The sequence below is a fragment of the Saccharicrinis carchari genome (assembly GCF_900182605.1).
GTDB classification, from domain to species: Bacteria; Bacteroidota; Bacteroidia; order Bacteroidales; family Marinilabiliaceae; genus Saccharicrinis; species Saccharicrinis carchari.
The window spans coordinates 148408-161644 of record NZ_FXTB01000008.1 but is presented as its reverse complement, the minus strand read 5'-3'; the positions used below and the strand labels follow the sequence as shown (position 1 = coordinate 161644).

The 13237-nt window shown below is 40.3% G+C and carries 11 protein-coding genes; 3 read left to right on the top strand and 8 right to left on the bottom strand.

The annotated features are described in order from the left end of the window. Positions 1-275: 275 nt before the first annotated feature. Positions 276-407 carry a hypothetical protein gene (locus FN809_RS18095; RefSeq protein ID WP_262709429.1) on the bottom strand — a complete coding sequence of 44 codons (132 nt, stop codon included), beginning with the start codon at positions 405-407 and terminating at the stop codon, positions 276-278. 216 nt (positions 408-623) lie between these two features. Between FN809_RS18095 and FN809_RS14110 the strand changes: the two genes are divergently transcribed. Next, positions 624-1901: a KamA family radical SAM protein gene (locus FN809_RS14110; RefSeq protein ID WP_142534171.1), complete on the top strand. Its 1278-nt coding sequence runs from the start codon at positions 624-626 to the stop codon at positions 1899-1901. 321 nt (positions 1902-2222) lie between these two features. On the opposite strand, the gene FN809_RS14105 is transcribed toward FN809_RS14110, so the two are convergent. The 6 genes from FN809_RS14105 to FN809_RS14080 all read right to left on the bottom strand — a co-directional run bounded on the left by FN809_RS14105 (position 2223) and on the right by FN809_RS14080 (position 9130). Next, a complete protein-coding gene (locus tag FN809_RS14105; protein ID WP_142534170.1) occupies positions 2223-2999 on the bottom strand; it encodes a prephenate dehydrogenase/arogenate dehydrogenase family protein in 777 nt (258 codons plus the stop codon). A gap of 135 nt (positions 3000-3134) precedes the next feature. After that, entirely contained in the window at positions 3135-4232 is a 1098-nt protein-coding gene (locus FN809_RS14100; RefSeq protein ID WP_246095609.1) for a bifunctional 3-deoxy-7-phosphoheptulonate synthase/chorismate mutase type II, read from the bottom strand. Between the two features lie 69 nt (positions 4233-4301). Further along, positions 4302-5459, bottom strand: coding sequence for a pyridoxal phosphate-dependent aminotransferase (locus FN809_RS14095; RefSeq protein ID WP_142534169.1), 1158 nt, complete (start codon positions 5457-5459; stop codon positions 4302-4304). A gap of 2 nt (positions 5460-5461) precedes the next feature. Continuing rightward, positions 5462-6367, bottom strand: a complete 906-nt coding sequence (locus FN809_RS14090) for a prephenate dehydratase (protein ID WP_142534168.1) — start codon at positions 6365-6367, stop codon at positions 5462-5464. 609 nt (positions 6368-6976) lie between these two features. Continuing rightward, the gene (locus FN809_RS14085; protein WP_142534167.1) at positions 6977-8842 is read right to left on the bottom strand and encodes an ABC-F family ATP-binding cassette domain-containing protein; all 1866 of its coding nucleotides are present in this window, start codon (positions 8840-8842) and stop codon (positions 6977-6979) included. A gap of 90 nt (positions 8843-8932) precedes the next feature. Further along, positions 8933-9130: a hypothetical protein gene (locus FN809_RS14080; RefSeq protein WP_142534166.1), complete on the bottom strand. Its 198-nt coding sequence runs from the start codon at positions 9128-9130 to the stop codon at positions 8933-8935. Positions 9131-9194: 64 nt separating this feature from the next. Here FN809_RS14080 and FN809_RS14075 point away from each other — a divergent pair, with 64 nt between their 5' ends. Beyond that, positions 9195-9719, top strand: coding sequence for a DUF4251 domain-containing protein (locus FN809_RS14075; protein ID WP_142534165.1), 525 nt, complete (start codon positions 9195-9197; stop codon positions 9717-9719). A gap of 89 nt (positions 9720-9808) precedes the next feature. Here the strand turns inward: FN809_RS14075 and FN809_RS14070 are convergent, their stop codons facing one another. Continuing rightward, positions 9809-10357, bottom strand: coding sequence for a DJ-1 family glyoxalase III (locus FN809_RS14070; RefSeq protein ID WP_142534164.1), 549 nt, complete (start codon positions 10355-10357; stop codon positions 9809-9811). Positions 10358-10558: 201 nt separating this feature from the next. On the opposite strand from FN809_RS14070, the gene FN809_RS14065 reads away from it, so the two are divergent. After that, complete coding sequence (locus FN809_RS14065; RefSeq protein ID WP_142534163.1) at positions 10559-13027, top strand: AMP-binding protein; 2469 nt, start codon at positions 10559-10561, stop codon at positions 13025-13027. The last annotated feature ends 210 nt before the right edge of the window (positions 13028-13237 follow it).

Sequence of the window (13237 nt, the reverse complement as noted above, 5' to 3'; positions counted from 1 at the left end):
TAAGCAAACCCGGGGATAAACCCATAGAGCGCTCCCAAGCAGATAAAATAGAACGGCGGAGTATTCCAAACGAAGTGCTTAAGGTTGTACTTTTGTTGGTGTAATGCACTTTGGGAGTTTAGGAAAATGTATCCTTTAAAATCTTTTCATGTTTGCGTATTGTTTGGTTCAAAATGTTTATCCTGTTCTCAGGATGAGTCTAAAATTTAAATTACCTAATTCCGCTATCATCGGTCTATTTTTTGTTTTTTAATGATCCGATGGAACCCCATATATTAGTCATCCACATTCCCTTGGGCGGGAGCGGTTTTGTTGAAGGTACTCTCAAACACAACCTGATCCTTCAGGGTTTCCTCAACCGGCCGGTCAGCTAAATTGTCATCCGGGTAGCTTATGGAGCGTATCATTGAAAATAAATAAAAAGTTGGGGTGCTTGTAGATGAGGATTAGAACATTTAAGTTTATTTTCTATATTTGAAAAGTGGGACGGGATTATCTATAGGTGAGGTTAACAGAAGAAGGTGTAATTATACTACAATGCCTTAGGTTAAATGCAACAATATTCAGATAATTTTTGAAGCACTTAGGTTAAATCTAAATTAATATTTTGAGGTCATTAAAAAATGAGATATCAAGCGTATACACTTAAAAACTATTTAACACTTTCACAAGTTCAATCGTCATTATCACCAGCCGAAATTGAGGCGATTCGAGTCGTTGGAAACGTACTTCCTTTTAAAGCTAATAATTATGTTGTAAATGAGTTGATAGATTGGGGTAATTTATCCAATGACCCTATTTACCATTTAACATTTCCACAAAAAGAAATGCTTTCACACAAGCATTTTCAAGAAATAGAAAAAGCATTAAAAAATAATTTATCGGCACCGGAGCTTAAATCAATAGTTGATAATATAAGGTATGATTTAAATCCAAACTCTTCCGGACAGATGGAAAACATTCCTGTTTTAGGTGAGGTCAAGTTATCAGGGATGCAGCACCAGTACAATGAAACAATCCTGTTTTTTCCCAGGAGTAGTCAAACATGCCATGCGTATTGTACTTTTTGTTTCAGGTGGCCACAGTTTGTTGGGATAGATGATTTAAAATTTGCTGCTCAAGAAACCAGTTTGCTGGTGGAGTACTTACAACAACATCCCGAAGTAACGGACGTTCTTTTTACTGGCGGCGATCCTTTGGTGATGTCTGCAAAAAAACTTCAAGAATATATTGATCCCCTTTTAAATGCAGATTTACCCAACTTGCAAACTATTAGAATTGGTACAAAAGCATTAAGCTATTGGCCTTATAGGTTTGTAAGTGATAAGGATAGCGATGATTTGCTCAGGCTATTTGAAAAGGTGGTAAATAGTGGTGTTCAGCTTGCCTTTATGGCTCATTTTAATCATTCAAACGAATTAAAAACCAAAGTGCTTGAAACAGCCATAAAGCGAATACGGAACACAGGGGCAGTTATTCGAACGCAATCCCCAATAATGAATCATATAAATAATAGTGCGGATGAATGGGCAGAAATGTGGAAACGACAAGTGAATCTGGGTTGTATTCCTTATTATATGTTTGTGGCACGCGATACCGGTGCGCAAAAATATTTTGCGGTTACCTTAGAGGATGCCTGGAAGGTATACCGAGAAGCTTATAGTAAGGTGAGTGGTCTGGCAAGAACAGTAAGAGGGCCAATTATGTCGGCTAATCCCGGCAAAGTTCAGGTATTGGGTGTCAACGAAATCAACAATGAAAAGATTTTTAACTTGATGTTTACTCAAGGAAGAAACCCTAATTGGGTAGGGCAACCATTTTTTGCTAAATATAATCCTGATGCGATTTGGTTAAATGATTTAAAACCTATAGATGGTAAGTCCAAGTTCTTTTTTGAGTAGGACAAATACATGTATTTAAATTTGGGGCGGCACAACATAGGGTGTAAGATTCGCATGCTCCTTATTCGCAGTCATTGTTTTGTGAGTTAACTCGCTTGTTATTAAGCGAGTTAAGATTGTGAAAAATTAAAAGCTTGCAATAAAAATGCTATTAATTATAGACAGCTGCCGGTTAATTAACCGGCAGTGCTTTCAAACGCTGAGTTTTTTATTTTATATACTTTTTTACGCCAGGCGTTTTATACCTTCCATATTTCCCTTTATGCTATTCTCGCATTCCTAAAAGGGTGAGCTGTTTAGTCCAATTGGTCATCATATTCTTTATTCCTGAATATTTCCTCTCACCTCGGCCAAAAATGTTTTCATCTTATCCGAATCCTTATTTTCGATAATATTCAACAAGTCTTTCAGCTTCAGCCTTATCTTCTCTACTTGTCCGGCGGTAAAGGGATTAAATAAAATTTCGGATAACAGATAATCGTCTTCACTAAGCAGTCCTTTGGCAATATCCAGGTGTTTATGGAAAGTAGTTCCGGGAGCATCCTGCTTTTTCATACAGGCCGCAAAAACAAGCGTGGATGAAAAAGGAACGGACAAAGAATAGGCAATGGTTTCGTCATGTTGAATAAAGGTGTACTCATGGATGTTAAGTCCCAGGTTACCAAAAAAGTCTTTAAAAAAAGCCTTGCCTAAATGGTCGCCCTGAGAAATGATAATGGCATGGTGCTCGCGCAATGCCTTTAGGTTACCAAAAGTAGGGCCAAACATTGGATGGGTAGAAACATAGCGCATACCGGTTTTGTCGTAATACTCCTGAAAGCCCGTTTTTACCGACGAGATATCCGAAATGATACAACTTTTGGGCAGATAAGGCATCACCTCTTCAAACGCAGCAATGGTATATTTTAGCGTAACGGCATTAATCAATAGCTCCGGCTCAAACTGTCTTATTTCTTCCAGCTGGGTTAATCTTTGCGTATTGAAAATATATTTCAGTTTTTCAAAATTTGGATCGTAAATAGCAACATCATGGCTCAGGCAGAGCGCATCGGTTAGCCATGTGCCCATTTTACCGGCACCCAGTATGCATATTTTCATAGTTTATTTATGGTAACAAGAATTAAATACAGAGTATCAAGTACAAAGTACAAAGTAAATAGCATCAGGTATCAAGATAAAGAAAGTACCAGCTTTTTATAATCTTACTACCTGATGCTCACATCTTGATAATTGCTATTTATTCATTATCTTATTCTGGCGGGCTACGGATTCCTGGTGTATGTCTTCAAACAGGGCAGTCAGGAACTCCTCCGACAAACCAAGTTTTGCACCACGCTCCTTCCGGTCGTTCATAATTTCATCGTAGCGTCGGGTTTGTAAAATGGTGATATTGTTTTCTTTTTTATAGATACCGATGGCTTCGGATATCTCCATTCTTTTCTGAAGCACCTCCAGAACGGAATCGTCCAGCTTATCTATTTCACGGCGTAGTTGATCCAGCGTAACCCTGGGTTTTTGTCCAATTTGAGGGGCACGAAGCACTATTTTATCGGTAATTTCCTTAAGCTCGGTGGGGGTTACCTGTTGGCTGGCATCACTCCATGCTTTTGCGGGGCAGCGGTGCGACTCTACCAACAAACCATCGAAATTAAGATCCATGGCTTCTTGTGAAATTTCGTAAATCAATTCGCTCTTACCACCTATGTGCGAAGGGTCGCAGATGATGGGCAAATTAGGAATACGTCGTTTGAGCTCGATAGGAATTTGCCATTGCGGATGGTTACGATACTTGCTTTTGTCGTAGGTGGAGAAACCGCGGTGAATGGCTGCCAGCTTTTTGATACCTGCCTGGTTAACTCTTTCCAGTGCGCCAATCCATAATTCTAAATCTGGATTAACCGGGTTTTTTACCAAAACAGGAAGGTCAACACCCTTAAGTGCATCGGCAATTTCCTGAACAGCAAACGGATTAGCCGTGGTTCTGGCACCAATCCAAAGAATGTCGATACCCGCTTTGATCGCTTCAAAAACATGGTTTGCATTGGCCACTTCGGTACCCACAAACATACCGGTTTCTTCTTTTACTCTTTTTAGCCAGGGTAGGCCTAAGGTACCTACACCTTCAAAAGCACCCGGACGTGTACGGGGTTTCCAAATACCGGCTCTAAATATTTTATATCCCGCTTCGGACAATTGGGTGGCAGTTTCTAAAACCTGCTCTTCTGTTTCGGCGCTGCACGGGCCGGCAATCATCCAGGGGCGTTCCAGGTCTAATCCCGGAAGGCTGATTTTCTCAAGGTCTAATTGTATCATTTTAGCATTCTTTGTCATCGTTATATATGTTTTTATTTGTGCGGATTAAAAAGTGTTTAATTGTGTATTGGTACAAAAAAACAGTATCTAGCTATTGCTTATTCTTTGTATGGATTCGTTTAGTACCGCTGTAGTGGAGCAAAGCGAGATGCGAATATGCCGATTGCCCCCTTTGCCGAATATGCTGCCCGGTGTAATAAAAACGCGTGCATTTTTCAATACTGCATCTGTAAGTTGTTCGGGCGACTCAGCACTGTCGGGTATTTTTGCCCAGATAAACATACCCGATTGGTTTTTACTGTAGCTGCATCCCAACATATCCATTATTTTCCAGGCCAGCTCTCGGCGTTCCTTATATGCCCGGTTCACCTCTGTGTACCAGTCTTTATCTAAACTCAATGCTTTAGCGGCGGCTAATTGTAAGGGTTTAAACATACCACTGTCTACGTTGCTTTTTACGCGGATTATGTACTGGATAAGTTCGGGTGCTGCGGCTACCATGCCTACACGCCAGCCCGCCATATTGTGCGATTTGCTTAGGGAGTTTAACTCGATGCAGGTTTCTTTGGCTCCCTCAACGCGAAAAATGCTTAGTGGATTATCGTTTAATATAAAACTATAGGGGTTATCATTACAAATAAGGATGTTGTGTTTTTTGCCAAAGCGCACCAGTTTCTCCAAGAGTTCCGGCGTGGCATTGGCTCCTGTGGGCATGTTGGGGTAATTTACCCACATCAGCTTCACCTTACTCAAATCCATAGCTTCCAGCTTGTCAAAGTCGGGCTGCCAGTCCTGCTCTTCTTCCAAATCGTAGCTAATCATTTTAGCCTCTACCAAATTCGATACCGAGGCATAGGTGGGATAGCCCGGGTTGGGAACTAAAACCTCATCGCCCGGATTTAAAAAAGCCATCGAAATATGCATAATACCTTCTTTGGATCCTATTAATGGCAAAATTTCACTGGCAGGATTTAATGTAACCTTAAAGTGCGCTTTGTACCATTGGGCAAAAGCGTTGCGTAGTTCGGGTACACCGATGTAGCTCTGATAACCATGGTTTCCAAGCTCCGATGAAGAATTGTAGAGTTCTTTTAATACTTCCGGATGTGGAGGTCTGTCGGGGTTCCCAATGCCCAGGTTGATAATGTCGATACCCTGTTGGCGCATCTGATCTATTTCCCTCAGTTTTTTCGAGAAATAGTATTCTTTTACTTCGCTAATGCGATTGGCCGGATGAATTTGCATGATTAAAATGTTTTTTGTTCAGAAAGTGACCTGTTGTCGTTGCTCACCGTATCAAAGGATCTTTTACAAACGTGATATTCGCCCAGATTCTTCAGGTTTTTGGTTAAGGGGCGTATGGCATCCAGGGATTGCAGATAGCGGTTGTAATCGTCGAATACCAAATCGATATAAAACATATACTCCCATTCGTGGCCAACAATGGGCAGGGATTGTATTTTTGAGAGGTTGATGTTGTAGAAGGCCAGTACCGATAAAACTTTTGACAAACTACCCTCGGAGTGCGGAAGAGAAAAAACCAAGGATGATTTGTTCACTTTATTAGCAACCAATAGTTCTTCTACTTCAATTTTTCCCTTGTCGGAGATGATTAAAAAACGTGTGAAATTACGTTTGTTGGTCTCAATGTCTTTGGCAATTATTTCCAGGTCATATTTTTCGGCAGCCAGCTGGGGGGCTATGGCGGCCATGCCTTTCAGTTGGTTGTCGCGGATCCATTTACCGCTCAAGGCAGTATCGTCGCGCGATATCATTTTAATGTGTGGATATTGTTTAAAGAACTCGGCACATTGAGCCAGCGCCATGGGGTGGGAGTGAACCTCGGTAATGTCCTCGATGGATTGACCGGGTAAAGCCAATAATTGATGTTTAATCCGCAGTTTGTACTCCCCAATAATTACCAGGCCTGAATCTTTAAGCAGGGTATAGTTTTGCAGGATGCTACCCACTAAAGTGTTTTCGATGGCAATAATGCCGTACACGGAACTGTCTTTCTTTAAGGTCGAAAAAATCTCTTCAAAAGTGTTGCATTCCACCATTTCTATATCCTCGGTGTTAAAGTAGGCTTTGGCTGCAATTTCGTGGTTGGAACCACCTCCGCCTTGTATTGCTGCCTTTTTAGTTTGTTTCATAATGTAATTATAATATCAGTCCGTGATTCTAAGTCCATACTTAAAACAAAAAAAGTCCCACCTGTGTAAGGCGGGACTTTAAATTTTTTGTTAAAATTTATATACTATTTACCCACCTCTTTTTGATTGCAGAATCCAAAAAAGTAAAAATAAAAGCTATAAAAAAAAGTAATGTGGGTCATTATATCTTGTTTAATGCATGCAAATGTAGTATAAAAAAAATTGTAAGGAAATTTTTTGGGTAAAAAATAGTTAATTTTCTGTTTTCCTGCTGTTATTTTGAAAGTGATGAAGCTGGTTTAGTAATAATTGATAAGTTTTAGAGGTAGGTAAATTGTTGACTATATCTATTTAAATATTATTTCTCCCAGATACCCAAGCCGTAAATTCTTCCGTTTTACCCCTAAATCCCCTAAAGGGGACTTGGACACTCTTCAAATATGAGAATTCATATTCTTTTAAATGACATTGCAAAGCTGTAAATCGAAGCCCCTTTAGGGGTTTGGGGTAGGCCAAGCTGCAAATCATATTTAGTAAATTGCATATCGCCAATCGCATATCACCTATCTTCCCTAATACGACCTCAACAATATCCCGACGTATTATCCCTTACCCTTCTATCTCGCTTAGTTCTAGCCAGCGCATTTCATTTTCGTCCACCAACTTAATGATGGTGCTCAGGCGTTTAGCTTTTTCGATAAGGGCCTCGGCATTTAAGTTTCCTGAGTTCAACTCGTTTTCCAGCGTTTCTTTTTCAGTATTTAGTTGTTCTATTTCTTTTTCCAGCTTTTCCATTTCCTTTTTCTCCTTAAAAGTAAGTTTGCGCACTTTTTCTTTTACAGGAAAAGGTTTCACGGGTTCCTTTTGGACTTTTTCTAATTTTTTTTGCTCTTTTTCCTGCCCTAATTTATATTCGTGGTAAGCAGAGTAGTTACCCGGAAAGTCTTTTATTTTCCCTTCTCCTTTAAATACAAAAAGATGATCTACTATTCTGTCCATAAAATATCGGTCGTGCGATACGATGATAACGCAACCCTTAAAACTCAAAAGATATTCTTCCAACAGACTTAAAGTAAATATATCTAAATCGTTGGTTGGCTCATCCAGAATTAAAAAGTTAGGGTTTTTCATTAGTACAGTCATTAGGTACAGCCGTTTTTTTTCCCCGCCACTAATTTTTTCAACCAGCACATGGTGCATCTCGTTGGGGAACAGAAAATAACGCAGAAATTGTGCCGGGCTCATGGTATTGCCCGAACCCAATGTTATGTGCTCCGATATATCCGAAATAACATCCAGCACTCTTTTTGTAGGATCTATATCCATACCGCTCTGACGGTAGTGTCCTACTACTACCGTTTCGCCTTTTTCCAGATGGCCACTGTCAGGCTCTAACGCACCCGTTATTATATTTAGGAAAGTAGTTTTTCCGGTTCCGTTTTTACCGATAATCCCTACTTTTTCGCCTTGGGCAAATTTGTAGCTAAAATCATTTAGTATTTTTAAATTGCCAAAAGCTTTGTTTACATGGTGGCATTCAATAATTTTTTTACCCAAACGCGCCGATTGAATATTTAGCTCTAAATGCTGCTCAGTCGTGCCGCTGTCGGCTTTTTTCTTTAAATCGTAAAAGGCATCGATACGATATTTGGCTTTGGTAGCACGTGCCTGTGGCATACGATTCATCCATTCCTGTTCTTTCTTAAGCAGGTTTTTGGCTTTATCTACTTGTGCGTTTTGGGTTTGTATGCGTTCTTCTCGTTTTTCCAGAAAATTTTGATAGTTCCCCTTGTAGTTATAAATTGTTTGATCGGCCAGTTCCATGATCTCGTTGCATACACGATCTAAAAAGTAGCGATCGTGGGTTACCATCATCAGGGTACATCTGGATCGTTCCAGATAGGCTTCTAACCACTCTATCATTTCCAGGTCCAGGTGGTTGGTGGGCTCGTCCAGTATTAAAAATTGCGGCTCGTTGATAAGCAGGTTGGCCAGGGCCACCCTCTTTTTTTGTCCGCCCGATAGTTGGCCTATCTGCTGGTTGAAGTTGGTTATTTTGAGCTGCGACAGGATAAGTTTAACCTGTGATTCGTAATCCCAGGCATTTAGCTTGTCCAGCTCCTCAATTAGTATGCCCAATTCATCGTGGTTTTCTTCACTCAGTGCTTTTTCGTAGGCTTTTATGGCTATTACCTGCGGATTGTCCGAGGCGAAGATTTCTTCCATAACGGTATGGTCATTATTTAAAACAGGGAGCTGCTGCAGGTATCCCACCGAAACACCCTTGCGGTAGGTAACCTGTCCGCTTTCGTTAGGCAGCACACCGGCAAGGATATTCAGTAAGGTAGTTTTTCCGGTTCCGTTACGGGCAATCAGGCCAATTTTTTGTCCCTCCGATACCCCAAAAGTTAAGTTGTCGAATAATTGTATGTCGCCCCAATGATGGGTCAGATTCTCTACAGAAAGGTAATTCATTTTTCAGTATTCATTTCATTTTTCAGCAAGCAGTAGGTAATATGTCTTATTTTATAGGGAGGTTGACTGATTACTGTATAATGTTAATTGTTAAATGCATCCGCATACAAAGCCATCTGCCAATGAGTCGAGGACTTCTTTTTCCTTGGCCTTTTCCTCCTCTGTGTCTTTGCATTGATTACAAACAGGTAGGTTGGTGACTTTGTTTTTTAATTTCGCCTGTTCCAATTTCTTATCACATACAAAACATTTAGTCGAAAAATTGCTCTTTTCTTTACGGATGGTCATATGATTTTGTATCTTTTGGTATCATAATTGGTGCAAAAGTAACGAATCTATTTATTATAAGGTGATGGTTAAAAATATAAAAGTAGTTTTACTGCTTGCATTGGTCTTTGTGATAGCGAATGCATGGGGTCAAAATGCAGCCAAAAGCAGAACGGATAAGAGCACGAAGAAAACGCAAGCCTTTGAGCAACTGAAGGTGATGATTAGGGACAAGCCTATTGAGTTTGTTGCCGAAAGGGCTTTTCCGATGGGATTTAAAAATATGGATCTATTCAACAATCCCAATCATCTGAGGATTGTGGGAGATAGTGCCTTGGTTCATATGCCTTATTTTGGAAGAGCTTACAGTGTTACCCCCGGTGAAAGAGGAGGTTTTCATTTCGAGGGCCTTATGCGAAATAAGAAGGTTAAGGTAGATGAGCGCAAACGCAGGATAAGGATTTCTTTTGAGATGAAAGAAAGCAATGATCAATATCAGTTTTATTTGGAAATAACGGGGAAAGAGAATGCCACCTTAAATATCAGTAGCAATAACCGAAGTCCAATTTCGTATCATGGTAAGGTGGAAGAGTGGAAAAATGAGGATTAATTTTTTTCTGCCTACTTATAAAAACTTTAGTGTTTCTGTTCAATAAAAAATAATCTGCTCCGGTAGATGCCGGAGCAGAATGTTTTTTTTTATTCCACTACCATTTCCTTGGCCAGTCTATTGGCTTCTTCCTTACTTTTAAGCATGCTAACCAGTTGTAGGGCAAATTTCATGGCAGCACCAATACCCTTGGCAGTAACAATGTTGCCGTCCACTTCCAGGGGAGCACCGGTGTGTTTGGCGCCCGTTAGTTTACCTTCAACTCCCGGATAACAGGTGGCGGTTTTGTCTTTAAGCAGCCCTAAGCCACCGAGCACAAGTGGGGCGGCACAAATGGCGCCAATCAGTTTACCTTTGTTCGAAAAATCAACCAGTAATTCTTTTAAAGCTATATGCTCGTTTAAATTCGTACTGCCAGGCAGGCCTCCGGGGAGTACCAGTAAATCGGCACCCGAAAAGTCGGCATCGGCAAACACAACATCTGCCACTATAGGTATTTTGTGTGCCCCGTGCACCTCTCTTTTATCGGAAATAGATACTGTGGTTACATCAATTTGGGCTCTGCGCAAAACATCAATGGGTGTAATGGCTTCAATTTCTTCAAAGCCTTCGGCTAAAAAAATAAATACTCGTTTCATAATATATGTTTTAATGTTTTTCTTCGCTAATTATTCAAAAATACCAATTGTAAATGTAAGGTTCAAAGATTTGGACTAAGTATTTAAAACAAAAGCTTTTGTTTTGAGTTTAAATTGGGGTTAATTGGTTTTCCGATAGGATTATAATATAGAAAATAGAATTTGTATATCTTTGACCGTTCAATAACGTATACATTTAGTATGTTTTTACAAAAAAAAGAAAAGCCGGCAATAGTAAGTGCCAATATAACAGTTCCATATAAGGACTTAGGAAGTAAGATTCAATTATATTCCTCATTATACACTTCGGTAGACAAAGTGGCCATTTTTTCGGAGAACCGGCTAGGCTGGATTTATAGCTTTTATTCGGCTTGGAATAATGATGCGCTGGTAGTACCCGTAGATTTTATGAGCACGGTAAATGAGGTGGCGTATATTTTAAATGATTGTCGACCCGAGGTTATCTTCGTTTCCAAGGATAAAAATAACGATTTGGAACAGGCCTTGGCTCAGGTAAATTATCAACCCAAAGTACTATTGATTGATGACTATGAGCAGGCAGCATGCGATGCATTTGATGCTTTCCCTGTAATAGAACCCGACGAACAAAAAACGGCTGTTATCATTTATACTTCTGGTACTACCGGAAGCCCCAAAGGGGTTATGTTATCATTTACCAACTTGTTATCGAATATTAAAGCCGTTTCGGTGGATGTGGAGATTTACCAACCCAATGATACCATTCTGTTACTATTGCCCTTGCATCATATTTTTCCCTTGTTAGGTACAATGATTATGCCCCTGTTTACAGGTGCTACAGTTGCTATGTCGCCTTCCATGGCATCTGAGGATATTATAAAAACGATGCAGGATAATAAGGTGACTCTGCTAATAGGCGTGCCTCGTTTGTTTAGCGCTATACGCAAGGGAATTAAGGATAAGATTAACAAAAGCAAGGTGGCAAGTGCATTATTTAGCCTGGCCGAAAAAATTAATTCCAAAGCTTTCTCCAAACTTGTATTCGGAACCGTACACAGAAAATTTGGGGGGCATATTCGTTTTATGGTTTCGGGCGGTGCCGCCCTGGATACTGCAGTAGGTAACGATTACAAAACGCTGGGCTTCGATGTGCTCGAAGGGTATGGCATGACCGAAGCGGCACCCATGATTACCTTTACGCGACCCGGACATATTAAAGTGGGCTCGCCAGGTTTTAGGTTACCCCAATGTAAAGTGGAAATACGCGACGGCGAAATTGTGGCCAAAGGTGATAATATTATGCAAGGTTATTATAACCGTCCAAACGAAACTGCCGAAGTGCTTAAGGACGGTTGGCTTTATACCGGTGATTTGGGACACTTTGATAAAGACGATTATTTGATTATTACCGGACGTAAAAAAGAGATTATGATTCTCTCGAATGGTAAAAATATTAATCCCGTAGAAATTGAACAAAAGTTGGAGCATTATGCTGCTTTTGTAAATGAAGTGGGCGTATATCAATCCGGCGATCAGTTTAAAGCTATTGTGGTGCCTTCTGATACTTTAATGGCGCAATATTCCGATCCGATGGAATTGCACCAGCAGATAAAATGGAAAGTTTTCGACGATTACAACCAGCATTGCGCCTCGTATAAAAAAGTTACTGACTTTACGGTATTTGATGGAGAGCTGCCACGCACACGCTTAGGGAAAATACAACGTTTTAAATTGGCCGATCTGGAAAGTGTGGAAAAAATTGAGGAGCTGCCACAAGTGCAGGTTGATAGCCGGGAGTTTGATATTATTGTAAGCTATCTGGAACAGGAAAAAGGAAAGAGAGTACTTCCCCAGTATCATTTAGAAATGGATCTGGGCCTGGACTCCTTAGATAAGGTGAGCCTGCAGGTTTTTTTAAAATCGAGTTTTGGTGTGGATATTGCCCCGGATGAACTAATCAGGTTCAAAAGTGTGCTGGCGTTGAGTGAGTATATCCAGGATAACAGAAGTAGAATGAAAGCCGAGAAAATTGATTGGGCACAAATTTTAAAAGAGAAGGTGAATTTATCGCTGCCCAAAACATGGTTTACAGGGCGCTTTTTTGTAAAGGTATCCAAAACGTTTTTTAGGCTTTATTTTAGGTTCAGAGGTAAAGGATTAAAGAATATTCCGGATGAGCCTTGTATCATTGCACCCAACCACCAAAGTTATTTCGACGGTTTGTTTGTGGCTTCGTTTTTAAAAAATAAGACCATTAAAAACACCTACTTCTATGCCAAAGAAAAACATGTACGTCAGGCCTGGCTTAAGTTTTTGGCTAATCGTAACCATATTATTATTATGGATTTGAACAAGGATTTAAAAGAGTCCATTCAAAAGCTGGGCGAAGCACTCAAAAAGAAGAAGAATCTAATCATCTTTCCCGAAGGTACCCGTACTAAAACAGGCAACCTGGGCGATTTTAAAAAAACCTTTGCCATATTAAGTCGTGAGCTTAACGTGCCTATCGTACCGGTATCGATAAATGGAGCCTTTGATGCCCTGCCCAAGGGCAGTTGGTTCCCCCGACCTTTTAAAACGGTGATAGTGGAATTTCTGGAGCCGGTGATGCCGGGCGTGGAATCCTACGAAACGATCTCGAATTTGGTGCACAGCAAAATAAGTCAGCAACAAACACTTCCGGGTAAGTAAAATCAGTTATTGGAGTCAAATGGGTAAGGGGCGATAATTTATGGGTTTAAATATTTGCCTATGGTTCCTATTATACTCAGCTCCCACATGAAGTCCTTCGCCAAAGGTTGTAGCAGTTGGAGAATACTTTGACATAAACGTAAGGCTTTGGCTAAAGGCTGTGAGCCTATGCGGCCAACCAAAGGTTATGCCCGTGTAGCAGAAGTTAAA

Coding starts and splice junctions, on each gene's coding strand:
- FN809_RS14095 (WP_142534169.1), bottom strand. CDS start 5,459: ATGCAAATTCATCCGGCCAATCGCATTAGCGAAGTAAAAGAATACTAT.
- FN809_RS18095 (WP_262709429.1), bottom strand. CDS start 407: ATGATACGCTCCATAAGCTACCCGGATGACAATTTAGCTGACCGGCCG.
- FN809_RS14100 (WP_246095609.1), bottom strand. CDS start 4,232: ATGACAAAGAATGCTAAAATGATACAATTAGACCTTGAGAAAATCAGC.
- FN809_RS14070 (WP_142534164.1), bottom strand. CDS start 10,357: ATGAAACGAGTATTTATTTTTTTAGCCGAAGGCTTTGAAGAAATTGAA.
- FN809_RS14090 (WP_142534168.1), bottom strand. CDS start 6,367: ATGAAACAAACTAAAAAGGCAGCAATACAAGGCGGAGGTGGTTCCAAC.
- FN809_RS14075 (WP_142534165.1), top strand. CDS start 9,195: ATGGTTAAAAATATAAAAGTAGTTTTACTGCTTGCATTGGTCTTTGTG.
- FN809_RS14110 (WP_142534171.1), top strand. CDS start 624: ATGAGATATCAAGCGTATACACTTAAAAACTATTTAACACTTTCACAA.
- FN809_RS14085 (WP_142534167.1), bottom strand. CDS start 8,842: ATGAATTACCTTTCTGTAGAGAATCTGACCCATCATTGGGGCGACATA.
- FN809_RS14065 (WP_142534163.1), top strand. CDS start 10,559: ATGTTTTTACAAAAAAAAGAAAAGCCGGCAATAGTAAGTGCCAATATA.
- FN809_RS14105 (WP_142534170.1), bottom strand. CDS start 2,999: ATGAAAATATGCATACTGGGTGCCGGTAAAATGGGCACATGGCTAACC.
- FN809_RS14080 (WP_142534166.1), bottom strand. CDS start 9,130: ATGACCATCCGTAAAGAAAAGAGCAATTTTTCGACTAAATGTTTTGTA.